The 22,758-nt window shown below is 64.7% G+C and carries 22 protein-coding genes; 14 read left to right on the forward strand and 8 right to left on the reverse strand.

Translation table 11 applies throughout. From position 1 onward, the window contains the following. From CH268_RS01195 to CH268_RS01210, 4 genes are read right to left on the reverse strand one after another with little or no spacing between them, the layout of a single operon-like run. A complete protein-coding gene (locus CH268_RS01195; protein WP_094662066.1) occupies positions 1-2,193 on the reverse strand; it encodes a 3-hydroxyacyl-CoA dehydrogenase NAD-binding domain-containing protein in 2,193 nt (730 codons plus the stop codon). A 36-nt stretch (positions 2,194-2,229) separates the two neighbouring features. Further along, complete coding sequence (locus tag CH268_RS01200) at positions 2,230-3,441, reverse strand: acetyl-CoA C-acetyltransferase (RefSeq protein ID WP_094662068.1); 1,212 nt, start codon at positions 3,439-3,441, stop codon at positions 2,230-2,232. A 39-nt stretch (positions 3,442-3,480) separates the two neighbouring features. Next, a complete protein-coding gene (locus tag CH268_RS01205) occupies positions 3,481-3,858 on the reverse strand; it encodes a hypothetical protein (protein WP_032379296.1) in 378 nt (125 codons plus the stop codon). After that, positions 3,855-4,226 carry a nuclear transport factor 2 family protein gene (locus tag CH268_RS01210; RefSeq protein WP_032386464.1) on the reverse strand — a complete coding sequence of 124 codons (372 nt, stop codon included), beginning with the start codon at positions 4,224-4,226 and terminating at the stop codon, positions 3,855-3,857. The genes CH268_RS01205 and CH268_RS01210 overlap by 4 nt, the downstream gene beginning before the upstream one ends. A 91-nt stretch (positions 4,227-4,317) precedes the next feature. On the opposite strand from CH268_RS01210, the gene CH268_RS01215 reads away from it, so the two are divergent. From CH268_RS01215 to CH268_RS01280, 14 genes are all read left to right on the forward strand, one after another. Beyond that, complete coding sequence (locus CH268_RS01215) at positions 4,318-5,451, forward strand: acyl-CoA dehydrogenase family protein (RefSeq protein WP_094662070.1); 1,134 nt, start codon at positions 4,318-4,320, stop codon at positions 5,449-5,451. A 102-nt stretch (positions 5,452-5,553) separates the two neighbouring features. Then, positions 5,554-6,342, forward strand: a complete 789-nt coding sequence (locus CH268_RS01220) for an enoyl-CoA hydratase/isomerase family protein (protein WP_032366859.1) — start codon at positions 5,554-5,556, stop codon at positions 6,340-6,342. A gap of 48 nt (positions 6,343-6,390) precedes the next feature. Continuing rightward, positions 6,391-6,780, forward strand: a complete 390-nt coding sequence (locus CH268_RS01225) for a Zn-ribbon domain-containing OB-fold protein (protein ID WP_032386462.1) — start codon at positions 6,391-6,393, stop codon at positions 6,778-6,780. Further along, positions 6,777-7,928, forward strand: a complete 1,152-nt coding sequence (locus CH268_RS01230; protein WP_057473604.1) for a thiolase family protein — start codon at positions 6,777-6,779, stop codon at positions 7,926-7,928. The genes CH268_RS01225 and CH268_RS01230 overlap by 4 nt, the downstream gene beginning before the upstream one ends. Before the next feature lie 25 nt (positions 7,929-7,953). Then, positions 7,954-9,162, forward strand: coding sequence for an acyl-CoA dehydrogenase family protein (locus CH268_RS01235; RefSeq protein WP_255182263.1), 1,209 nt, complete (start codon positions 7,954-7,956; stop codon positions 9,160-9,162). Further along, on the forward strand, positions 9,159-10,118 hold the full coding sequence (locus CH268_RS01240; protein ID WP_094662072.1) for a phosphotransferase family protein: 960 nt from the start codon (positions 9,159-9,161) through the stop codon (positions 10,116-10,118). Before CH268_RS01235 ends, CH268_RS01240 begins: the two co-directional genes overlap by 4 nt. 30 nt (positions 10,119-10,148) lie before the next feature. Continuing rightward, a complete protein-coding gene (locus CH268_RS01245) occupies positions 10,149-11,351 on the forward strand; it encodes an acyl-CoA dehydrogenase family protein (protein ID WP_094662074.1) in 1,203 nt (400 codons plus the stop codon). Next, positions 11,348-12,106, forward strand: a complete 759-nt coding sequence (locus tag CH268_RS01250; RefSeq protein ID WP_094662076.1) for an SDR family NAD(P)-dependent oxidoreductase — start codon at positions 11,348-11,350, stop codon at positions 12,104-12,106. Before CH268_RS01245 ends, CH268_RS01250 begins: the two co-directional genes overlap by 4 nt. Before the next feature lie 43 nt (positions 12,107-12,149). After that, positions 12,150-12,908 (forward strand): SDR family NAD(P)-dependent oxidoreductase, encoded by a 759-nt coding sequence (locus tag CH268_RS01255; protein ID WP_032366853.1) that lies wholly within the window; start codon positions 12,150-12,152, stop codon positions 12,906-12,908. Continuing rightward, on the forward strand, positions 12,908-13,984 hold the full coding sequence (locus CH268_RS01260; RefSeq protein ID WP_094662193.1) for an alcohol dehydrogenase catalytic domain-containing protein: 1,077 nt from the start codon (positions 12,908-12,910) through the stop codon (positions 13,982-13,984). Before CH268_RS01255 ends, CH268_RS01260 begins: the two co-directional genes overlap by 1 nt. Further along, positions 13,981-15,498 carry a class I adenylate-forming enzyme family protein gene (locus CH268_RS01265; protein ID WP_094662078.1) on the forward strand — a complete coding sequence of 506 codons (1,518 nt, stop codon included), beginning with the start codon at positions 13,981-13,983 and terminating at the stop codon, positions 15,496-15,498. Before CH268_RS01260 ends, CH268_RS01265 begins: the two co-directional genes overlap by 4 nt. Positions 15,499-15,540: 42 nt before the next feature. After that, positions 15,541-16,164: a TetR/AcrR family transcriptional regulator gene (locus CH268_RS01270; protein ID WP_032366851.1), complete on the forward strand. Its 624-nt coding sequence runs from the start codon at positions 15,541-15,543 to the stop codon at positions 16,162-16,164. Positions 16,165-16,235: 71 nt separating this feature from the next. After that, entirely contained in the window at positions 16,236-16,571 is a 336-nt protein-coding gene (locus CH268_RS01275) for an EthD family reductase (protein ID WP_032386456.1), read from the forward strand. Continuing rightward, positions 16,568-17,584, forward strand: a complete 1,017-nt coding sequence (locus CH268_RS01280) for an MBL fold metallo-hydrolase (RefSeq protein ID WP_094662080.1) — start codon at positions 16,568-16,570, stop codon at positions 17,582-17,584. The genes CH268_RS01275 and CH268_RS01280 overlap by 4 nt, the downstream gene beginning before the upstream one ends. 30 nt (positions 17,585-17,614) lie before the next feature. On the opposite strand, the gene CH268_RS01285 is transcribed toward CH268_RS01280, so the two are convergent. From CH268_RS01285 to CH268_RS01300, 4 genes are all read right to left on the reverse strand, one after another. After that, positions 17,615-18,379 carry an SDR family NAD(P)-dependent oxidoreductase gene (locus CH268_RS01285; protein WP_217900890.1) on the reverse strand — a complete coding sequence of 255 codons (765 nt, stop codon included), beginning with the start codon at positions 18,377-18,379 and terminating at the stop codon, positions 17,615-17,617. Continuing rightward, positions 18,376-20,100: an ABC transporter permease gene (locus tag CH268_RS01290; RefSeq protein WP_094662082.1), complete on the reverse strand. Its 1,725-nt coding sequence runs from the start codon at positions 20,098-20,100 to the stop codon at positions 18,376-18,378. The genes CH268_RS01285 and CH268_RS01290 overlap by 4 nt, the downstream gene beginning before the upstream one ends. Beyond that, the gene (locus tag CH268_RS01295) at positions 20,100-21,260 is read right to left on the reverse strand and encodes an ABC transporter ATP-binding protein (protein ID WP_094662084.1); all 1,161 of its coding nucleotides are present in this window, start codon (positions 21,258-21,260) and stop codon (positions 20,100-20,102) included. The genes CH268_RS01290 and CH268_RS01295 overlap by 1 nt, the downstream gene beginning before the upstream one ends. Before the next feature lie 140 nt (positions 21,261-21,400). Next, positions 21,401-22,441 (reverse strand): ABC transporter substrate-binding protein, encoded by a 1,041-nt coding sequence (locus CH268_RS01300; RefSeq protein WP_370878652.1) that lies wholly within the window; start codon positions 22,439-22,441, stop codon positions 21,401-21,403. Positions 22,442-22,758: the final 317 nt, after the last annotated feature.

A 22,758-nucleotide genomic window follows, 5' to 3' on the forward strand; every position in this document is an offset into this window, starting at 1 on the left:
TCAGGACACGAGTGTATGGACGCGTTCTCCGCGTAGTGCTTTGTTCACCAACGACTGCGGCGGCTCGAAGTGAGCCCCGTACTTCGATGCCAACTCGCGTGCTCGGTCGACGAAGCCGGACAGCCCGCCGTCGTACTGGTCGATGTACTGGATCACGCCCCCGGTCCACGGCGGGAAGCCGATGCCCAGCAAGGACCCGATGTTCGCGTCGGCCACGCTCGTCAACACACCTTCGTCGAGGCACTTGACCGCCTCGATCGCCTCGGCGAACAGCATCCGTTCCTGCATGTCCACGAAAGGAATTCGAGTCGAGCCCGAGTCGAAAGACGTGCGCACGCCCGGCCAGATCCCGGTTCTCGCACCCGATTCGTCGTAGCTGTAGAAACCGCCGCCGCCGGCGCGACCGAGGCGGTCGAGTTCATCGACCATCCTGTCCATCACCGCATCGGAGCCGTGTCGGCGAGGCGGGCTGCCTTCGCTCACCAGCGCGCGTTCGTTCTCCTTGCGGATCTTCTGCGACAGGGACAAGGTCACCTGGTCCATCAATTGCAGCGGCGGGACGGGGTAGCCGGCCTGCGCTCCTGCCTGTTCGATGAAGACCGGGTTGACGCCCTCGCCGACCGCGGCCATCGCTTCGTCGAGGAACGCGCCGATCACTCGCGAGGTGAAGAAGCCTCGACTGTCGTTGACGACGATGGGCGTCTTACCGATCTGGAACACGAAGTCGACGACCTTCGCCACGGTCGCGTCGGAAGTCTGCCGGCCACGGACGATTTCGACGAGGGGCATCTTGTCGGCGGGGGAGAAGAAGTGGATTCCGATGAAATTCTCGGGTCGGCTCACGCCGTCGGCCAGGATAGAAATGGGAAGCTGAGAGGTGTTGGAGCCGAGGACGATATCGGCGGGAACGATCCCGTCGAGTTCCCCGAACACCGCAGTCTTGACCTCCACGGACTCGAATGCGGCTTCGATCACGAGATCGACTGCGGTGCACTCGGTCGCGTCCGCGGTCGGCCGGATCCGGTCGAGCAGTGCCGCCGACCTCTCGGCTGTCGTCGAGCCCCGCTCGAGAGCTTTCGCTTCGAGTTTTTCGGCGTAGAGTTTTCCGCGGTCAGCAGCGTTCTGGTCGAGGTCTTTCAATACGACCTCGATACCGGCCTTGGCGCACACGTAGGCGATCGCGGCACCCATCATTCCGGCTCCGATGACTGCCACCGAACGGGCTGTGAACGTATCGTGGCCGGCCGGGCGGGAAGTGCCGCGTCGGATGGTCTGCATGTCGAAGAAGAACGCACGAATCATGTTCTGCGCCACTCGATCGGTCATCAGAGAGACGAAGTAACGGGTTTCGATGCGATCCGCAGTGTCGACGTCGACCGACGCGCACTCCGCCGCAGCGGCGAGGATCGCCCGCGGTGCCGGGGCGGGTGCGCCCTTGAGCTGCTTGCGTAGCAACGCCGTTGCGGCCAGAAGATTCTGAGCGACGGCAGGATCGGTCGGTCCGCCACCGGGTATCTCGAAACCCTTGACGTCCCACGGCTGCACAGCCGACGGGTTCTCGGCGATCCACGCCTTCGCGGCCGGAATCAGCTCGTCCACACCGGCAACGGTGGCGTCGATCAGCCCGAGCTTTTTCGCATCGGCCACCGAGTGCTGCTGGCCCTTCGTCAACACCTTCGACAGGGCGGCGTCGAGTCCCATCAATCGGACCGTTCTGACGATCCCGCCGCCACCGGGCAACAATCCGAGCGTGGCCTCGGGGAGGCCGATTCGGGTGCCCGGCACATCCGCTGCGATGCGGTGGTGGGTGTGCAACGCAATCTCGAAGCCGCCGCCGAGGGCCGCGCCGTTGATCGCGGCCACCACTGGGCGGCCGAGGGTTTCGAGCCGTCGGAGAACACTCTTGATGCCGTCGATCCGCTCGGTCAAGGCGCGCGCAACGTCCCGCTCGTCGACAGCGCCCGGGTCCTGCGTCATGTCGTCGAGGTCGCCGCCCGCGAAGAACGACTTCTTGGCCGAGGTGATCACGACACCGGTGATGTCGTCCTTCTCGGCTTCGAGCCGCTCGACCGTGGCGGCCATCGACGCGATGTACGTATCGTTCATCGTGTTCGCGCTCTTGCCTGCGTCGTCCATCGTGAGTACGACGATGCCGTCGGCACCGCGTTCCCATCCGATCATGTTCTCGCTCATGTTTTCTCGTATTTCTATGTGTCGACGATGGGCGGTTCAGAGGCGTTCGATGACGGTGGCGACGCCCATTCCGCCGCCGATGCACAGGGTGATCAGGCCGTAGCGGCCACCGGTTCGTTCCAGTTCGTCCAGCACGGTGCCCACCAGAATCGCGCCGGTGGCCCCGAGCGGGTGGCCCATCGCGATTGCTCCGCCGTTGACGTTGGTCTTCTCGTGCGGGATGTCGAGGTCCTTCATCCACTTGAGCACGACGGAGGCGAAGGCCTCGTTCAGCTCGAACACGTCGATGTCGTCCACGGTCAGGCCCGCTCGCTTCAACACCGCGACGGTGGCCGGGGTCGGACCGGTGAGCATGATCGTCGGTTCGCTGCCGACCTGAGCCGTGGCCACGATGCGGCCACGGGGAACCAGGCCTGCGCGTGCTCCGGCCGCGGCGCTACCGATGAGAACCAGGGCGGCACCGTCGACGATCCCCGACGAATTACCGCCGGTGTGAACATGATCGATGCGTTCGACGTCGACGTACTTCTGCAGCGCTACGTCGTCGAAACCCGCGGCTTTGCCCAGCGCGGCGAACGCCGGCTTCAATGTGCCCAGGCTGTCCGTGGTGGTTCCCGGGCGCCGGTGCTCGTCGTGGTCGAGCAGGGTGACGCCGTTGAAGTCCTCGACCGGAACGACGGATTTCTTGAAATAGCCTGCACTCCAGGCTGCCTCGGCGCGTCGCTGGGACTCCGCCGCGTAGGTGTCGACGTCGTGGCGGGAGAAGCCCTCGACCGTGGCGATCAGGTCGGCACCGATTCCCTGCGGAACGATGTAGAGGTCGTATGCGGTGGCCGGGTCTGTGAACAAGGCACCGCCGTCGCTGCCCATCGGTACCCGAGACATCGACTCGACGCCGCCGGCGATCACCAGATCGTCCCAGCCGGACGCGATCTTCTGGGCGGCCAGGTTGGTCGCTTCGAGCCCGGACGCGCAGAAACGATTAATCTGGGTGCCGGGGACCGATTCCGGGAGGCCCGCCACCAATGCGGCTGCGCGCGAGATGACCGCGCCCTGTTCTCCGACCGGTGAGACGACGCCGAGGATGACGTCGTCGATGTCGGCCGGATCCATATCGGGGAATCGAGCCCGCAGTTCGGTGATCAACCCCGCGACGAGGTCCACCGGCTTGGTGCCGTGCAGCGATCCTTTGCGCCCCTTGCCTCTCGGGGTACGGATGGCCTCGAAAATCAGTGCTTGTTCAGGCATCTCGCTCTTTTCTTCTCTGTTTCGCGAGCCGATCGGCTCCTAGTCGAACGCCAATTCCGGCGTGCGGGCGATGAGCAACCGTCGGACGTGCCCGTTGTCGTCGAGTTGGGCCGAGGCGTTGAACGACGCCTCGAAGGCTCCGTCGCGGGTGGTCCGTCCCAGCACCATCTCGGTGCCGTCGACCGAGGCACCGCGATCGAGATGATGAATCAGGGTGCTCTTCTCGCGCTGCTGGAGGTAGGCGACGAGCCCGTCGCGGTCGCCCACGAACTCGGCTGCCTCGCCGTGTCCCTTGGAAAACTGCACGGACATACGGAAGTCCGCCGAGATCATGGTCAGGACCCGATCCGGGTCGTCGGAATCCATGTATTCGAACCAGCGGAGCAGAGTGGGGGTCGGGTGCGTGTCGGAGTTCATCGGCCTTCTCCTGCATCGGTGACCAGTAGGTCGAATTCGGTGTCGAACGAGACCTGGTAGCGGTCGATCAGGCCGTCCGAGCGCACGTGCATGGTTCCGACGAAGTAGCCCGTGGTCCGGTCGCCTTCGGTCACTGCACCGTGTGCGAACTGCAGGTCCTGGTCGACGGCGGATCGGAGAACTCGGTGCTTGCGGTCGACGGGGGGTCTGCCGGACAGGTATTCGAGCATCGCGGCTCGTCCGGTCTTTCGACTCGCCCCGCTCGGCAAGACCATCGAATATTCGACATCCTCGGACAGCATCGCCACCGCGTCGTCCAGGTGCCCGGCATCCAAGGTGGCGTAGTACTCCACAATCTTCAATGACATGAAGTGAACTTAGTTCAGGTAAACCCTGTTTGTCGAGGGTTCTAGCGGTTATGGTTCGAGAAAGAACTGAATTCAACTCGAGTGGAGCGACATGTCATCATCTCACCGCGACGCACAAGCCCCCTGGCCTCGTTCGGAGCCGTCGGCGCTGACGCCCGGCAGCGAACAAGCCGAGATACGCGAGGCCATCCGCGGAGTCCTCGCCAAGTACTCCACGATCGAGCAGGTGCGCGCGTCTGCGGACTCTGACCCTGGCTACTCGGTCGAACTGTGGAAACGCCTGGTCGACGACATGTCGGTGACCGCCATGGCTGTGCCGGAGGAGCTGGGTGGGCTCGGCTACGGCATGGTCGAGCTCGGCATCATCGTCGAAGAATGCGGTCGCGCTCTGGTGGTCGAACCCGTCTATCAGCATGCGGCCGTCGGCGTTCGCGCCATGATGGAGGCGGGCAACTCGGACCTGCTCGAGGACATCCTCGGCGGTACCACGGTTGCGGCAGTGAGCGCATTGTCCGCCGAGTCCGACGACGTCGATGCCGACCGGACCGACGACGGGTGGGTTCTGAGCGGACAGGTGCGGTTCGTCGTCGGAGGTGGAGCAGCCGATCTTGTGGTCGTCAGTGCCCGCGGCCCGGACGGCATCGCACTCTTCGGAGTGTCCGCTAGCAATTTTTCCGCACTGCATGATCGACGCGTCGTCGACTCCACCAGGCGACAAGCGGACATCTCGTTCGATCGTGCCCCCGCGACGCTGTTGGTGTCGGTGGACGGAGCCGGCGACGCGATCGCGCGGATACAGGACGTGGCAACGCTGGCTCTCGCGTGCGAGAACACCGGTATCGCCGATGCCCTGCTGCAGATGACTCTCGAGCACGTCAAGACGCGTCATCAGTTCGGCCGTCCCATCGGTTCGTTCCAGGCGATCAAACACCGGTTGGCCGACATGCTGGTCGAACTCGAGCGGGCCAGATCGGCCGCCCGGTATGCCGCAGCGGTGCACGACGAGGATCCCGACGAGGCCCGGCTGGCGATTGCCGTCGCGGGTGCGGTGTGCAGCGATGCCGCGGTACACGCGGCCCACGAGGCCGTGCAGTTGCACGGGGGAGTGGGTTTCACGTGGGAGCACTCGGCGCACAGCTACTTCCGTCGAGTTCTCGGAAACGAAGCGCTGCAGGGTGATTCGCGGGCTCATCGGGCGCGGATCGCCGATTTGCTTGCCGTGTAGACCGATTGATGCGGTCGCCGGGGATCGGCTATTGACGCCATCGCCTCGATGATCAATACTGAAGTGAATCCAGTTCAACTTGCACTCTCGAAAGGCTGTCACATGATCGACACCGACCACATTCTGTTGGAGAAGGACGGCGACGTCGCTCGCGTCTGGCTCAACCGCCCGCACAAGAAGAACGCTGTCACGGTAGAGCTGCTGCATCGTCTGGACGAGATCATCGTCGAGGTGGACAACGATCCGAACCTTAAGGTTCTCGTGCTTCGCGGAGTCAACAACACCTTCTGCTCGGGCTTCGACCTCGACGAATTGCTGTCGGACTTCATCGGCACCACCACCGCCATGGACGTCGCCGTCCTGTCGGCGAAGGTGTGCGATCGTCTGTACTCCATGAACACTCCCTCCGTTGCGGTGCTCGAGGGTTACGTCACCGCCGGTGGCTTCGAACTGATGATCTCGTGCGACTTCGCTATCGCGGCCGACGACGCAAGAATTGGCGACTTCCACATCCGCCGTGCATTGTTCGGTGGTGCCGGCCCCATCTACCGCCTGCCCCGCATGATCGGCATCCGGAAGACCAAGGAACTGATGCTCACCGGCAAGCTGCTCTCGGGCACCGAGGCCGTCGACTTCGACCTGATCAATGCGTCCGCGCCGGCCGAGGACCTCGACAAGACCGTCGACGAGTTCATCGGGAACCTCACTGACAAGAGCCCGTTCATGATGAAGCTGACCAAGATGTGCATCGACCGCGGTCTGGATGCAGACATCCAGTCGCTCATGGTCATGGAGCATCTCGCAGTCGGCAATGCGCTCCAGTCCGAGGACGGCAAGGAGGGCGTCACCGCATTCCTCGAGAAGCGTGAGCCCAAGTGGGTCGGGCGCTGATCCGCACCACGTCCGCGTTCTGACCGAACAGCCCGAAAGGCAGCATCAATGGAGCAGGCAACGGCCGTCGCACTCGAGGGCAGCAGGTGCACTGTGTGCAGTACCGTGGCTTTCCCCGCGAGTGCGATGTGCAGCAGGTGCGCCACACCCACTGCGGAGAACATCACGTTGAGTACGCGAGGCACCCTGTGGGCCTATACGATTCAGCGTTTCTCGCCCAAGTCTCCTCCTTACGTGCCACCGGTCGGCGGGTTCGTTCCCTTCGCAGTCGGCTACGTGGAACTGCCCGAGGGCATCAAGATCGAAGCAATCATCGACTGTGAGAGCTTCGACGAACTGGATGGGGCACCGGTGCGTCTGACGTCCACCGCGCCGGTGCCCCGATTCGCTGTCGACGCGCTCGGCACGCAACCGGAATCGACAGGAATCACGCAGTGACACAGAATGTTTCGATCATCGGTGCCGGTCTCTCCAAGTTCGGCCGCCAGCCAGGAGTGTCCGGCCGCCAGATGGCCGTCACCGCGATCGGCAACGCGTTGCGCGATGCCGGTCTGGCCTGGCCGGACGTTCAGGTCGCGTTCGGTGGCAGTGACGGCTCGGGCCTGGCCGATACTCTCGTTGCCGAACTGGGTTTCACCGGAATTCCGTTCACCAACGTCAAGAACGGTTGCGCAACAGGCGGAAGCGCGTTGTTCTCGGCCGTCAACGCTGTGCGCTCGGGCTCCGCGGACGTCGCGCTCGCAGTCGGATTCGACAAACATCCGCGTGGCGCGTTCGACCCACGACCGGCGGAGTGGGGACTACCCGACGGCTACGGCGAGGCCGGTCTGATGGTGACCACCCAGTTCTTCGGTGCCAAGATCTCTCGCTACATGCGTCAGCACGACATCTCGAGTCGGACGCTGGCCCTGGTCGCCGAAAAGGCCTACCGTAACGGAGTTCTCAACCCCAACGCCTGGCGTCGCGAGGCCATGGATGCCACGACGATCGCCGAAGCCGACATGGTCAACGATCCACTCACGCGGTACATGTTCTGTTCACCCGGTGAGGGAGCAGCCGCGATCGTCGTCGCCGGCGAGGACTACGTCGCGCGAGCTACCGGTCGGCCGATCAAGATTGCCGCTATCACCCACCGGACCCGCCGATTCGGGTCCTTCGAGGTCTTCAGCCCCTCCGTTCAGGGGGCCGGCGAACCGACCAGTGTCAGCGCCGACGCGGCACGTGCGGCCTTCGAGCAGGCCGGTATCGCTCCGGGTGACGTCGACGTCGCGCAGCTGCAGGACACCGAGAGCGGTGCCGAAATCATGCACATGGCCGAATGCGGTTTCTGTGAGCCCGGAGAGCAAGAAGCCATGATCGCGGCCGGAGAAACCGACATCGGCGGGCGCCTGCCGATCAACACCGACGGCGGTTGCATCGCGAACGGAGAACCCATCGGAGCCTCCGGTCTGCGCCAGGTGCACGAGATCGTGACTCAGCTACGTGGCGAAGCCGGCGAACGCCAAGTGCCGGGCGATCCGCGTGTCGGCTTCACCCACGTGTACGGCGCGCCGGGCATCAGTGCCTGCACCGTGCTGACGGTCTGACCCGAGACGAACCAGAGGTAATGCAGTGACACAACGAACGATTCCGGACATCGCCGAGTTCGGCCAGCAGGCGACCGCGTGGCTGACAACCGTGGCCGCGCCGCGCACCGACTCCGTGTGGGGCGACGGGCCGGATACGGTCGCTGTCTTCGAGAATTGGACCGCAGAGGAAGAGCAGGCGCACACCGACGAGATCGCCGCGTACGAGCAGGCGAAGTTCGACGCGGGGTGGGGCGCGTTGAATTCCCTCGTCGAGTACGGTGGCCGCGACCTACCGCTGTCGTACGTACTCGCCTTCCGGCGCGTCGAGGACACGTTCGACGTCCCCAAGAGGACCGAGATGTTCTCTGTCACTCAACAGTTGGTTGCGCCCACCATTGCGCAGTGGGGAACCGAAGAGCAGCGGGTCAGGTTCGTTCGTGCCATGCTTCGGGCCGACGTCATCGCATGTCAGTTGTTCTCCGAGACCGAGGCGGGTTCCGACTTGGCCGCGGTCCGGACGCGCGCAACCCAGGCCGAGGACGGCTCGTGGACGATCGACGGGCACAAGGTGTGGACGTCGGGGGCGCGGGTCGCACACTACGGAGTCGCTTTGTGCCGCACCGACTCCACCGTCGCCAAGCACGCCGGTCTGACCATGTTCCTGATCCCGATGGACGCGCCGGGGGTTGACGTACGTCCCATTCGCCAGATGACGGGGGGCAGCTCCTTCAACGAGGTGTACCTCGACGGGGTGCACCTGAGCGACGACCTTCGGCTGGGCCCGGTCGGGAAGGGTTGGCAGGTTGCCCTGACAGTGCTGGCGGCCGAACGCCTCGACGGCGGAAACCTCGGCCTGGCGAACGCGGATCGTGCTGTGGCCCTTGCCCAGAACCTCGGCCGCGAGCTGACCGAGATCGAGCGCGACGCCGTAGCCGATCTGGTGACGCGTAGTTTCGTGCAGCGAATCGGCAACATGAGAGTGGCCGGTGCCGTCATCGCGGGCAACGATCCAGGTCCGGAAGCGTCACTGGGAAAGCTGCTGGCCACCGACACGATGGCCAGGACCTCCGAAGTCGCGCGCTTGCTGCTCGGGCGTGAACTGACGTCCGACTCGGGAGGGTGGGGCACGTTCGCGTGGTCCGAGCATCTACTCGGAGCCCCGGGCTATCGAATTGCCGGTGGTACCGACGAGATTCAGCACAACATCATCGCCGAGCGCGTGCTCGGTCTGCCGAGAGAGCCACGACCATGACCGAATCCTCCCTCCGCACACGCGTGTCCGCCGCGCTGGACGCCGAGCTCGGCGTCACCGTGAGCACATTCGAACCGCTCCTCGGTGGCCATTCCGGATTGACCTATCGGGTGGGAACGTCCGGCGGCGACTTCGTCGTCAAGGCGGTCCCCGAAGGGCAGCGCTCGGTCGGGCGGCACGACATGCTCCGGCAGGCTTCGATTCTGCGCGCGTTGGCGGATACAGCGGTGCCGGTACCGGCAATAGTGGCGGTCGACGAGCAGGAACCGGCGTGGTTCGCCATGGAGCTCGTCGTCGGCGAGTCGCTCGAACCGGTGCTCGACGACCCCGAGGTGGAACCGAGTATCGCGGCCGCTCGGATGCGGCGCGCGGCGGAGGTATTGCCGTCGTTGCACGCAGTCCCGCTCGAGACCATCCCGAACGCAGGCGACATCCTCTCGCCGGCAGACGAATTGGACCGGTGGTCCAAGACGCTCGCAGCTGTTCCGGTGGAACTCGTGGAGGGTGCCGACGAGTTGGTTCGACTGCTTCGCAGGGACATTCCGGCGGCGATCACACCCACACTCGTCCACGGGGACTACCGGTTGGGAAACATCATCTCCGACGGTCTCGAGCCGGCGGCTCTGATCGACTGGGAGATCTGGAGCGCAGGTGATCCACGCGTCGAACTCGGGTGGTTCCTGGTATTCGCCGACGGCACCAACTTTCCCGGGGTGGGCCGCGACGTTCCCGGTCTGCCCAGTACCGACGAACTGATCTCCTGCTACACCGGGAGCGGTCCGGCGCTGCCGGACATGACATGGTTCGACGCCCTGGGACGGCTCAAGATGGCGGCGATCATGGGCCACAACCTGCGTCGGCACCGCGAGGGGCGCCACATCGACCCGGATCAGGAAAAGCTGCCCGCGACCATCCGCAGGTTGATCGACACCGGCACCGCACTGCTCGCGCGCTGACGCACCATCACTCGACAGGAGCACACGGAAGTGGACTTTTCCTACTCACAGCGGACGGCCGAATTGTCGGCCACGCTCGAGACATTCATGAACGACCACGTCTATCCGGCCGAGAGTGTCTACGACGCTCAGATCGCCGCGAACGATAACCCGCACGAGCAACCGCAGATCATGCGGGATCTGCAGGCACGCGCTCGTGATCTGGGGCTGTGGAACCTGTTCATGACCCACGACGACCTCGGTGCGGGACTGACCAATCTCGAATATGCGCCACTCGCCGAGATCGTCGGCCGTTCCATCATCGGGAACGAGGCGATCAACTGCTCGGCACCCGATACCGGCAACATGGAGATTCTGGCCATGTACGGCACGGAGGAGCAGAAGGAACAATGGCTGAAGCCGTTGTTGGACTGCACCATTCGCTCTGCGTTCGCCATGACCGAACCCGATGTCGCCAGCTCGGACGCCACCAACATCACCTCGACCATCACTCGTGACGGGGACGAGTACGTCGTCAACGGCCGAAAGTGGTACACCTCGGGCGTTCTCGATCCCGACTGCAAACTCATGATCTTCATGGGGAAGTCGGATCCGGACAGTTCCACCTACCGCCGGCAAAGCATGATTCTGGTTCCGGCCGACGCCCCCGGCGTAGAGGTGGTGCGCGACCTGCCCATGTTCGGGTTCCAGGATCGTCTGGGCCACGGCGAAGTTCAGTTCACCGACGTGCGCGTGCCCGCCGCCAACATGCTGGGAGAGGAAGGCGACGGATTCGCCATCGCCCAGGGGCGACTCGGGCCCGGCCGCATGCACTACGCCATGCGGGCGATCGGCATGGCCGAGCGTGCTCTGGAGATGATGTGTCGGCGCTCGCTCGTGCGGCAGGCTTTCGGCGGACCATTGTCCGATCAAGGTGTGGTGCGTGAGTGGATTGCCCGCAGCCGCATGGAGATCGACCAGATCCGGTTGTTGGTGCTCAAGTCGGCCTGGTTGATGGATACCGCCGGAAATGCCTCGGCTCGTTCGGAAGTGGCGGCCATCAAGGTGGCTGCGATGGAGGTGGCACACAAGGTCGTCGACCGAGCGGTGCAGACCTACGGCGCGGCCGGAGTCAGCAACGACACCATTCTCGCTCGGCTCTATGCCATCACCCGAGCTCTGCAGATTGCCGACGGCCCCAACGAGGTCCATCTGCGGACCATCGCCCGACTCGAGGTCAAGAGGTACGCATGAGTACACCGAAATTGGACGGCAAGGTCGCTCTGGTGACGGGAGCGAGCCGTGGGCTCGGTCTGGCGATCGCACGCGGACTGAAGGACGCGGGCGCGACGGTCATCGTGTCGAGCCGAAAGCTCGACGCCTGCGAGAGCGCGGTCTCGAGCCTGGGTGACGCGGGCCCGGGCAGCGCACATCCGTACGCACTGCACGTCGGGCACTGGGACAGCATCGAACCGGCCGTCGACGACATCATCGCGCGATTCGGGAGCCTCGACATCGTCGTCAACAACGCCGGGATCGCGCCGCTGGCGGAGAATCTCGTGTCGGTCACAGAGGGGCTGTGGGACAAGACGATCGAGGTCAATCTCAAGGGACCGTTCCGGTTGATGGCCGTCGCCGGGGACCGAATGGTCTCTGCGGGCGGTGGGTCCATCATCAATATTTCGAGCATCGGTGCCGAGCGACCCAGCCCACCCGAGGCGATGTATGCAGCAGCCAAGAACGGGCTCAATGCACTGACCCGCGCGTTCGCCCAGGAGTACGCGCCCACGGTGCGCGTCAACTGTGTGATGCCCGGCGGTTTCGCCACCGACATGTCGGAGAACTGGGACGAGGAGTTCATCGGCAAGATCGTCGACCGGCTCCCGGCCGGGCGGCTGGGGCGGCCCGACGAGCTCGCCGGCTTGATCACCCATCTTGCCTCGGACGACGCCGGGTACACGACGGGCGCGATCATCCCGGTCGACGGCGGCCGTACCGCCGTCTACTGACCGATCACTCCTATTGTCCGACAATCAGTTTGGAAGTGGACACATGACCCAGGACATGTTCTCGCTGACCGGTCGCGTCGCTGTGGTCACCGGTGCCTCGTCGGGGCTCGGCCTCGGTTTCGCCCGGGCTCTCGCCGCGGCAGGTGCCACGGTGTACGCCGCCGCGCGACGGCTCGACCGGCTCGAAGCGTTGTCGGCCGAGATCCCGGCCATCGTGCCCGTGCGGTGCGACGTCACCGACGACAGCGACCGGCGAGCTCTCGTCGACCGATGCTTCGACGAACACGGCCGGCTCGACGTCGTGATCAACAACGCGGGCAAGCCCGGTCCGCCCAACGCCGAGGACGAGACACTGGACGGTTTCCAGTCCATCCTCGACGTCAACCTGATCGCCGGGTTCCATCTGGCCACCTATGCGGTCGGCAAGATGCCGATCGAGGCAACAGCGTCGATCATCAACATCTCCTCGGTGATCGGACTGGTGTCCACAGCACCGATCGGCGGTGCCAGTTACGCGGCGTCGAAGGCAGGCACGCTCGGCCTCACTCGTGAACTGGCCGGTCAGTGGGGTCGACGAGGCATTCGCGTCAACGCCGTGGTGCCGGGGTGGTTCGATACCGAGATGACCGATGGCCTGTTCACCAACGACAAGTCCGCAGGATGGGTGCGGCGGAACACCATGCTCGGACGCGGAGGCGTCGACGGCGAGATCGACGGTGCCGTGCTGTTTCTGGCCTCGGACGCCAGCTCCTACATGACCGGTCAGACCCTGGTGGTCGACGGCGGATGGACTGCTCGCTGATGTTGGCCGTGCAGGTCCATCAGTGGGGGAGCGCACCGGAGTTCCAGGAGGTGCCGGACCCGGTGCCGACCGGGCACCAATTTCTGATCCAGGTGGACGCAGCCGGACTGTGCGGATCCGATCTGCACGTGATGAACTCGAGCGCAGAGACTTTCGACTACGACCTGCCGCTGACGCTGGGGCACGAAGTGGCCGGAACGGTCGTCTCGGCGGGACCGTCGGCAGACCGTTCCTGGATCGGTCGCGCCGTGGTCGTACACGGAATCTGGAGCTGCGGAACGTGCCCGAACTGTCTGCGGGGCCGAGAGAACTACTGTCGCAGCCTCGCTCGGCGTCCCGACGGCCGGCTGGCCCCCATCGGAAACGGTCTGGGGTACCCGGGCGGCATCGCAGAACTGATGCTGGTGCCGTCCGAGCGCGTACTGGTTCCGATCGGTGATCTCGATCCTCTCGGAGCCGCGCCTCTGGCGGACGCGGCACTGACCGCGTATCACGCCATTCGCACCAATTCCGCCGTGATCGACGACCGAAGCAACGTGGTCGTGATCGGAGTCGGCGGTCTCGGCCACCTCGCCCTACAGATCCTGCGCACCATGGGCGTGCCGCACATCATCGCAATCGACTCCAAGGCCGACGCTGCTGCCCTGGCCGAGTCCTCGGGAGCGCACGAGTTCTACGAGTCCGTTTCCGCTGCGACGCAACGGCTCACGGCACTGGACGGGGCAGATCTCGTCCTCGACTTCGTCGGCGCGCCGACCACGACCGCCCCGGCGGCCGCCCTGCTGCGCTCCGGGGGTTCTGTCGTGGTGGTAGGCAGCGCCGGCGGGCGACTGACAGTCGGGAAGGATGTCGGTCTGGCCGCAGGATGGACGGTGGATGCACCGTTCTGGGGTACGCGTGCCGATCTCGAAGCCGTCGTCGCACTAGCGCAGGACGGCCTGCTGCGCGCCGAAATCACCACCTTCCCCTTCACCGAGGCAATCTCTGCATACGACCGTCTGCGGGACGGATCCGTCACCGGCCGAGCAATTCTCGACATGAGCGCATCACGTACCAGGAAAGAGTCACACCAGTGAAACGGCTTGCCCGCGAGATGGTCATCCGCGCCGAACAAACCCCCGATGCCATCGCCGTCGTCGACGAGGACGGCAGCCACTCGATCCGGACCGTGGTCGAGGCGGCGACATCCCTCGCCGACGTGTTCGGCGGTATCGACCCCAGTCCGCCGACCGTGGTGATTCAGGCCGACAACACCTGGGGCACCGTGGCGGCTGCCCTCGGTGTCGGTCTCGCAGGCGGTGTGGTCGCGGTGGTCAGCCCGCACGCAACGGAGTCGGAGTTCGCGCTGGCCCTCGAGGACATCAGACCGGACGTCGTCGTGGGAACGCCCGAGGCCCTTCGTCATTGGGGTGTGCCCGACGAGCACTTTCCCGTGGACAAGCCCGCCTTCGGCTCGTACCGCGTACGAGCGACGAGTGGTGCGTTTGCCTCTGTCGCGCGATGGAACGGAGGCGATGCGATTGCGATGACCTCGGGTTCGACCGGCCGGCCCAAGTGCGTGGTGCAATCCGAGGACGCGATCAGATATGCGTCTCGATCCACCATCGATGCAATCGGTCTCCGCCCGGGCGAGGCGATCGGTGCCTTCGTTCCGCTGTCGTCGGTTGCCGCATTCTGCTTCGGAATGTATCTGCCTGCGCTACTGGGAGGTCCGATGGTCGCCATCGGGAAGTGGTCCCCGGAGGTGGCTCTGCGGGCAGCGAAGGAACACCGGATTGCCTGGACGATGCTGGTACCGACCATGGCGCTGCAGCTGTCGGTCGCACCGAACTCCGAAGGCGCACTGGACACGATGCGCGCCATGACGGTCGGCGGCGGACCGATGAACGAGCGCGCGCTCGCCAAGGCCGAACAGTGGTTGCACACCACGTTCCTCCGAGTGTTCGGAATGTCCGAGTGCTTGGGCCACACGACACCCGCTCTCGACGACCCGGTGTCGATCCGCCTCGGACGCGACGGTCGGCCGTTTCCCGGCACCACCGTGCGAGCCGTCGATTCGGACGGCCGTCCGCTCCCCGCGGACGATATCGGTGCCGCCCAGGTCAAGGGCCCGTCGCTGTTCGTCGGGTACGCCCGGGCCGGCACTCCGGTCCCGCCCGAGCTGACGCCCGACGGTTTTCTTCCGACCGGTGATCTGGTGGAGGTCGCATCGGACGGCTCGATTCGCGTCATGGGTCGGCAGAAGCAGATCATCATTCGCGGTGGACGCAACATCGACATCAACGAGGTCGAGTCGGCGATCGCCTCGCTGCAGTCCGTCGTGCAGGTCTGTGTCGTACCGGTACCGGACGACCTGCTGGGGGAGCGCGCAGCAGCGCTCGTGGTCACCGGTGGTGAGGAGCTCGAACTCGAGGACGTCACCGCGCAGTTGGCCAAGGACGACTTTCCCAAGTCGAAGTGGCCGGAATTCGTCTTCACTGTCGACGACCTACCGCAGAATCGCGTCGGAAAACTGTCCCGTCCCGATGCGACGGCGCTGGCCAGGCAGCTCGCGGCCGCAACTGACTCGAATTCACATCGAAAAATGTAAACTCCGACCGAGGCTGCATACGTTCTATCAGTAGGGGCAATCATGACCGTAGGAACCGACGTTCGACGCGAGAGCCCGCGGTCCAAGCGAACGCGGATTCTGTCGGCGGCTATCGACCACTTCGGCAAAGTGGGATACGAGCACACCAAGTGGGCGTCCATCGCCGACGAGGTCGGTATCGGTCAGACTGCGCTGTACCACTACTTCGAGTCCAAAGCGCATTGCCTGTTGACGATCATGCGTATCGAACTCGCGGACTCCGCCGCCCGGTTCGTCGCGGCCACCGAGGGGGTCACGCATGCCGAGGACGCACTGCGTGCGGCGATCGCCGCATCGTTGGCCGCATCGCCTCAGGACGCCTTGGCGCGTCGCATTCTGCACAACCACATGGACCTCCTGGCGACGGAACGTCAGTCCGCGAAGGAAGAGGCCGAACGAGTCGAGTGCCGCGCCCTGGTCCAACGTATCGAGCGGGATTGGACCGCCCTGGTCGGCCGGGGAATCGAGGCGGGGCAGTTCGCCGAGTCGAATCCGACGATGTCCGCGCGGCTGGTACTCGCCCTGGTGGTCAGCGTATGGCGGTGGTACCGCCCCGACGGTCGCCTGACGATCGACGAGATCACCGACGTGGTCACGGACGCGGCCATCCGCGTCGTACGCAAGTAGCGCCCGCGAGCGGAGTCGGCACCGGCTCGCCGCGGTCACTGAACCTGAACAGAATTCACTTAGGAGAAAATATGTACAACCTGGTACTCGTCGCCGCTCGTCCGGAAGAGTGGACCCACGAGCAGTTCATCACGTGGTGGCGCGGCGAGCACGCCGACGTCACGTATCCCCTGCCCGGCTTGCTCCGCTGGCAGCACACCGAATTACTCGAAGCATTCGGGAGCAAATCCCAAGGTTGGGACGGCTTGTCGGTGCTCAGCTTCGAGTCGCGCGACGCACTCGAAGCGGCCCTGGCCAGTGACGAGTGGAAGGCCGCCGTCGACCACGTCGGGACCATGGGTGGCCGACGGATGATGTGGTACGGCGACGAGAAGACGATGGTGCCCCTCGCGAGCGACGCCGGATGACGTCGTCGTGGGCCGACCCGGGCTGTTTCGCAGTGGCAGACGGCGTTCATCGCGTCCCTCTGCAGATGCCTCAGGACGGTCTGCGTGCGATCAATGTCTATGTGCTGGAGACTCACACGGGACTGGCGCTGATCGACGGCGGCTGGCACCGGCCATCCACGCACGACGAGCTCGTCGACGCGTTGCGTCGCATCGGGCGTCGACCGTCGGAGATTCACGACGTGTACGTCACTCACGTCCATCGTGATCACTACACGTTCGCCGTCGAGCTGCGTCGTCGATACGGGACGCGGGTGCACCTCGGTGCCGCAGAGGCACCGGGCATCGAAGCGATCGGTCGATTGCGCAGCAACGTCCCGGTCAGCTCGATTCGTGAACTCGAGCGCGCGGGCGCGTTCGAGATCGCTCGCATCGCAGCGGAGAGCGGGAAGGTCGAACCCTTCGACGCCGCGGACTGGGAGCTACCGGACGCGTGGTTGCAACCCGGTCCCCTCGACGTTCCCGGCCATGCGGTAGTCGCTGCACACACTCCCGGACACACGAAGGGCCACATGGTGTTTCACGACACCGACCGGAATCTGTGCTACACCGGAGACCACGTTCTGCCCACGATCACGCCGTCGATCGGGTTCGAGCTCGGCGAGTGGGATCTCCCGCTGGCCAAGTATTTGACGTCTCTGTCGGTGATGCTCGACGAACCCGACCGGACGATGTTGCCGTCGCACGGCCATCCGGGTGCCGGCGTGCACGAGCGCTGCCGGCAGCTGCTCGAACACCACGATCGCCGTCTCGCCGCTACCGAGAGCGTCGTCGAATCGGCTGCTCGCGCAACCGGGTTGGACGTGGCTGCCGGTCTGACGTGGACTCGGCACGATCGGTCGTTCGCCACCCTGGACAGCTTCAATCAGATGGTGGCGACTTGCGAGACGCTGGCGCACCTCGATGTTCTGGTCCAGCGCGGCAGACTGTCGGTGCGGACCTCCAACGGGGTGGACTTTTTCGTCACCTGCTGAAGCATCCGCCCCGACAGCCCGCCCGAGCGGTCAGTCGCAGGTCCAGCCGCCGTCGACGTACAGCTCGGTCCCGGTGACGAACGAGGAGTCGTCTCCGGCCAGAAAGGCAACGGCGGCAGCCACTTCGGCCCCGGTTCCCAGTCGACCCATCGGGGTGTGCGCGATCATGGCGCTGTGTCGTTCGGAGCCCTCGTAGCGTTCGAGCAGCTGCTTGGTGCCGATGAAACCCGGGTGGATGGAGTTGACTCGGACACCTTTGGTGGCCCAGTGCAGGGCTGCGTTCTTGGTCATGGTGCGCACAGCGCCTTTGGCTGCGGCGTAGGCGAAGCTGTTGCCGAGGCCGCCGACGCTGCCGAGGATGGAACAGATGTTGACGATGGATCCTCCGCCGGAGCGCTCGACGTATGCGCCGGCATGCTTCATTCCGAGCCACGTCCCGGTCTGACTGACTTCGACAACTCGGTTGTAGCGGTCGAGATCCTCGTCGACGACGGTTCCGAGGCTGCCGATGGCACCGTTGTTCACCACGGCGTCGAGCCGGCCGTACTGTGCGGCCACGGCCTCGACAGCGCTGTGCCACTGATCTTCTCGCGTGATGTCGAGGGCGATCGGGAGATGGCGTTCGCTGTCGGCCCGGTCCGCCACGAGTGCACCGCACGCGGCCCCGTCGACGTCGGTCACCACGAGCACTGCACCTTCCGAGGCCAGCCGCTCGACGATCGCGGTACCGATCCCTCCGGTTGCTCCGGTGACGAGAACGACCTTGTCCTGGAGCCGGGACTGCACGCCCGTCACAGCTTGCTGAGTACGTTGCGGCCGCCGACGAGCATCGCCGCGGCGACACCGATCGTGGTGACGGCAGTCATGAGCAAGGCCATCGCGGCCACGAGCGGATAAGAGCCGTTCTGCCACATGTCGAACAGCAACGTGCCCATCACCTGGGTCGTCGACGCTCGCACGAGAAGCGATGCAGCGAATTCGTGGGTCAGCAGAATGAACATGAGCGCGACGGCACTGAGGATCGTCGGACGCATCAGCGGCAACATGATTCGGAGATTCGTCACGAACGGGGACGCACCACTGGTGGCCGACGCCTCGGTGTACGTGTTGCCGAGCGACAGCATGGCCGTCATCTGCATCCTCGTCGAGAAGGGCAGCATCAGCACGATGTACACGAGGATGATCACCGTTCTGGTTCCGTAGAGGATCAGCGGCGGCTCGGTGTACGTGAGCAGGAACCCGACGCCGAATATCACGGCCGGGATGCCCAGTGGCAGTGCGGTCATGAGGTCTGCCATCAGCGCGAGAATTCTGAACCGGCGACCGCGGACGAGAAGGTTTGCCATCAGGTAGCCGAGCGGAATGCAGATCGCGACCGCACCCAGTGCAGTCAGCACACTGGTCAGTACCGACTCCACCACCGCCGTCGTATCCATCAGTGCCCGAAAGTTGTCCAGCGTCAACAGACTCAGCGACAACGATCCCGACCAGTACGGCGTCAACGAGACGATGATCAGACCCACCAGCGGGATGACCAAGGCGAAGAGCGCGAACACGACGATGGTGACCGTGGCCCACGTGGCCTTACCGGTGGAGGGAGCGAATGCCTTGCCGCCGTGCGTGACGAAGCGAGTCTGGTTGCCCAGCAACGCCTTCTGTGCCAGGACCAGTACCAGTCCGAAGATCACCAGCGGAGAGCCGGCGGCCGCTGCCGCCGCGAAGTCCGACGGGGACTCCGACACCCGGCGGTACATCTCGGTGGTCAGCACCTTGACGCCGGTGTTCGCACCCAACAGCAGGGGTCCGGTGAACTGGCCGAGTCCGAGGAGCAGCGCGATGCCGCCGCCGTAGATGAGGGACGGTCGAAGCAGCGGGAGGACGATCTTGAAAAAGATTCCGACCGTGGGCGATCCACTGACCTGAGCGGCTTCGAGGTGCTCGGAGCTGATGTTCTGCATGCCGGAACTGACGAACAGGTAGACGAACGACGTCAGACCGAAGCCCGTGAGAACGATGATCCACGGGACGGTGTACACGTCGATCGGGCCACTGTCCGATCCGCTCCACCACGGCAACAGTCGAAGGAGCACATTGAGGTAACCGGGCCCGGGGGAGAGGAGGAATGCCCACCCCACCACACTGGCCACCGCCGGCATCACGATCGGCAGGATGGGAATGACACGCAGCCAACCGAGCTTGGCGGGAAGCCTGCTCGCAGCGAAGGCGAGCAGCGTTCCCAGCACCATCGCGATGACCAACGAACCCAACGCCAACGCCACCGTGGTTCGAAGGGTGACGCCGATGTCGAAGCGGCCGTACTGACTTCGGTATCCGGCAGCTCCGTCCTCGAACGCGAGCATCTGCAGACGCACCATCGGGAGCACGACCAGGTAGGCCAACACAGCGAGGACGGCGGCGTACCCGATTCGCGCGCGCCAATTCGGCGAGATCGTCAGTGAGCGCTTGGCGGGCGTCTCGGCGGTCTGGGGCCGTTCGACGTCGACTGCGGTGGCCATCACGAGGTCTTTCCAGCGGAGCCGACGAGCTCGGAGCTCGCGGCCGACGACGCGTCGGGCAGCGCGTACACCCGCAGACACGACGGCGCGAAGCTGACGAGTACGGGTTGTCCGGGACTGCTACGCCGCAGTGCCGCACTGTGTTCGGTGGCCGAGGCTCGCAGCGTCAACTGCTCGTCGCCGGTCTTGACCGCCACGTCGAAGTACCGACCGCCGTACTCGTACGTCACGAGTTCTGCGTGCAGGGCAATGTTTCCGGGCGGCACCTGGTCGGCAGTGTCGTGCAACAGCACGTCGTCCGGTCGGAACCGCGCGACGGCACGAGTGCCCTCGTCGGCACGCTCACGCACCGTGGCCGTCTGTAGGTCGATGACGTCCGAGCCACTGGTGACCCAGCCGTCGTGGCCGCGCTGCAGTTCGAGCCGATTACCCATCCCGATGAATGCGGCGACGTACTCCGAAGCCGGATTCTCGAAAACGTGCTCGGGCTCGTCGTACTGCTCGATCTTTCCGGCCTTCATGATCGCGAGACGGTCACCGAGCGCGAACGCCTCGGACTGGTCGTGCGTGACGAACACCGCGGTGAAACCGAGCTGTTGGTGCAACTGGTGAATCTGCGATCGAACCTGATCTCGCAGGCGCGCATCGAGATTGCTCAGGGGCTCGTCGAACAACACCAGATCCGGTTGCGCCACGAGCCCGCGTGCGACCGCGACACGTTGCTGTTGGCCACCACTGAGCTGCGAGGGGTACCGGTCGAGCAACGCACCGCAGTCGACCATGTTCGCGGCCGTCTCGACCGCGCCGTCGGCGATTGCCTTCTTCAGTTTGCGCACCGTCAGCGGGTACCGAATGTTCTCGGCGACCGTCATGTGTGGCCACAGTGCATACGACTGGAACACCATGCCGATGTTTCGCTTGTGCGCCGGGACATGGACTTTCGACGCCGCATCGAACACGGTCCGACCCGCGAACGAGATCGAACCACCCTGCGGCGTCTCCAGCCCGGCGAGGCACCGCAGGGTCGTGGTCTTGCCGCACCCGCTCGGTCCGAGCAGGACCAGGAATTCGCCCTGCTCGATCTCGAGGTCGAGACTGTCGACGACGACGTTGGCACCATAGGTCTTCGTCAGTCCGGAGACCGCGAATCGAGAGGTCATTGCATACTCGCTTTCGGAGCATCGGTGTGCGTGCACCGACGGCCGCTGTACGTCGACCGTCGGTGTTCGTCTCTGTCACAAATCATTTCGCTTTCCGCGCACAAGGCGACGGTCTGCGTTCTCGTGCTGTCTGCGGAGAGTCAGCCCTGGAACAGGGTCTGCCATTCCTGGGAGTACTGGTCGACCTTCTCGGGAGTCAGTTCGTCGATGTCGGGAGATGCGATGTCCTGAGCTCGCGCGACCGCTCCCTCGATGTCGGGAAGGACGGCTGCATATCCGCCGTTCAACGCCTGCTGCCCCTCGGCCGTCACCATGAAGTTCGCGAGCACCTGTGCTGCGTTGGGGTGCTGCGAGGCGCTGAGAACCTCCGAGTACCAGGGTGTTCCCCATGGCTTGTCGGGCAGAGCCCAATCGACCGGTGCGCCTGCGGCAACCTCGGTGACGAGCGGCTGCACCATGGGACTGACCGTCACTTCACCGGAGGTGAGGGCTTGCGCCACAGCGAGTGCGCTGGGGTAGACCCGCGGCGAGAGTTCGGCCATCTGGTTCCAGTAGTCCTCACCGAAGTTCTTGGCGTAGAACTTGTACAGATCCACGTACGACGCGAATCCGGTGGGGTTCACGATGCCGATCTTGCCTTGGAACTTCGGGTCGATCAGGTCTTCGGGCGCACTGACGCCGTCCGGAACGGCCGCAGTGTTCCAGCCCAGACCGAATACCGCAGCACTGGTCAAGAAGAAGCGATCGTTCATCACGCTCTTCGCCGGATCGAACGCTGCCGCATCGAGATCGGGACCGACCAGTTCGGTCGAGAACTTCCCGGACTCGGAGGCGTTCTGGATCCACGACGCGTCGGTCGTCATGTGGACGTCGGCGATGCCGGTTCCCGTCCGATTCTCGGTCTCGACGCGGGGGTTGATTTCGGAGTCGGTGCCGCGCACGTACTCCATCGAGATTTCCGGATACTTCGCCTCGAAGGCCGCCGTCAGGGCATCGAGGTTGGCCGGCTTCTGGCTCGAGTAGAGCATGACGCTGCCCTCCTCCTTCGCGGCCGCGACCACTGCGTCCCAATCGCCCTCGACCGGAGCAGATGCGGAGGAAGACGATCCCCCGCATGCGGTGAGGCCCACCAACGCAGCAGTCGCTGCCACGGCAACCATCGTCGTCCTGAACTTGTTCATGCCTGCGTTCCTTTCGGGCACGTCGATAACTTCCCGCGGACTCGGCGAGTCGTCGTAAGACGTGGAGTCGTGTCGACATCCGATCGCAGACTCGACCCACGTGCTCGAGGTGGCTGCAATATTCCATCAAACTGAACTGATGTCAGTTTGAAAGATAGCCGCCGGTGCGTGTGATGTCAATCACCAGGTGGGGGCAGGGGTGACGGGCCGCTCTACCTCGACATGCTCGTATGCCGAGCCGGTTCGGCTCCTCGGTTTCGAATATGCGACACCGATCGGCGTCCGACATTCGGATGGGAGGAGCCGATTCAGGAAGG

The sequence above is a fragment of the Rhodococcus sp. 06-1460-1B genome (genome assembly GCF_002258475.1).
Classification (GTDB): domain Bacteria; phylum Actinomycetota; class Actinomycetes; order Mycobacteriales; family Mycobacteriaceae; genus Rhodococcoides; species Rhodococcoides fascians.

What these genes read in the sequence shown, in the direction of transcription:
- CH268_RS01195 (WP_094662066.1), bottom strand. Translation starts at nt 2,193, where the DNA reads ATGAGCGAGAACATGATCGGATGGGAACGCGGTGCCGACGGCATCGTC.
- CH268_RS01200 (WP_094662068.1), bottom strand. Translation starts at nt 3,441, where the DNA reads ATGCCTGAACAAGCACTGATTTTCGAGGCCATCCGTACCCCGAGAGGC.
- CH268_RS01205 (WP_032379296.1), bottom strand. Translation starts at nt 3,858, where the DNA reads ATGAACTCCGACACGCACCCGACCCCCACTCTGCTCCGCTGGTTCGAA.
- CH268_RS01210 (WP_032386464.1), bottom strand. Translation starts at nt 4,226, where the DNA reads ATGTCATTGAAGATTGTGGAGTACTACGCCACCTTGGATGCCGGGCAC.
- CH268_RS01215 (WP_094662070.1), top strand. Translation starts at nt 4,318, where the DNA reads ATGTCATCATCTCACCGCGACGCACAAGCCCCCTGGCCTCGTTCGGAG.
- CH268_RS01220 (WP_032366859.1), top strand. Translation starts at nt 5,554, where the DNA reads ATGATCGACACCGACCACATTCTGTTGGAGAAGGACGGCGACGTCGCT.
- CH268_RS01225 (WP_032386462.1), top strand. Translation starts at nt 6,391, where the DNA reads ATGGAGCAGGCAACGGCCGTCGCACTCGAGGGCAGCAGGTGCACTGTG.
- CH268_RS01240 (WP_094662072.1), top strand. Translation starts at nt 9,159, where the DNA reads ATGACCGAATCCTCCCTCCGCACACGCGTGTCCGCCGCGCTGGACGCC.
- CH268_RS01250 (WP_094662076.1), top strand. Translation starts at nt 11,348, where the DNA reads ATGAGTACACCGAAATTGGACGGCAAGGTCGCTCTGGTGACGGGAGCG.
- CH268_RS01255 (WP_032366853.1), top strand. Translation starts at nt 12,150, where the DNA reads ATGACCCAGGACATGTTCTCGCTGACCGGTCGCGTCGCTGTGGTCACC.
- CH268_RS01260 (WP_094662193.1), top strand. Translation starts at nt 12,908, where the DNA reads ATGTTGGCCGTGCAGGTCCATCAGTGGGGGAGCGCACCGGAGTTCCAG.
- CH268_RS01270 (WP_032366851.1), top strand. Translation starts at nt 15,541, where the DNA reads ATGACCGTAGGAACCGACGTTCGACGCGAGAGCCCGCGGTCCAAGCGA.
- CH268_RS01275 (WP_032386456.1), top strand. Translation starts at nt 16,236, where the DNA reads ATGTACAACCTGGTACTCGTCGCCGCTCGTCCGGAAGAGTGGACCCAC.
- CH268_RS01280 (WP_094662080.1), top strand. Translation starts at nt 16,568, where the DNA reads ATGACGTCGTCGTGGGCCGACCCGGGCTGTTTCGCAGTGGCAGACGGC.
- CH268_RS01290 (WP_094662082.1), bottom strand. Translation starts at nt 20,100, where the DNA reads ATGGCCACCGCAGTCGACGTCGAACGGCCCCAGACCGCCGAGACGCCC.
- CH268_RS01295 (WP_094662084.1), bottom strand. Translation starts at nt 21,260, where the DNA reads ATGACCTCTCGATTCGCGGTCTCCGGACTGACGAAGACCTATGGTGCC.
- CH268_RS01300 (WP_370878652.1), bottom strand. Translation starts at nt 22,441, where the DNA reads ATGAACAAGTTCAGGACGACGATGGTTGCCGTGGCAGCGACTGCTGCG.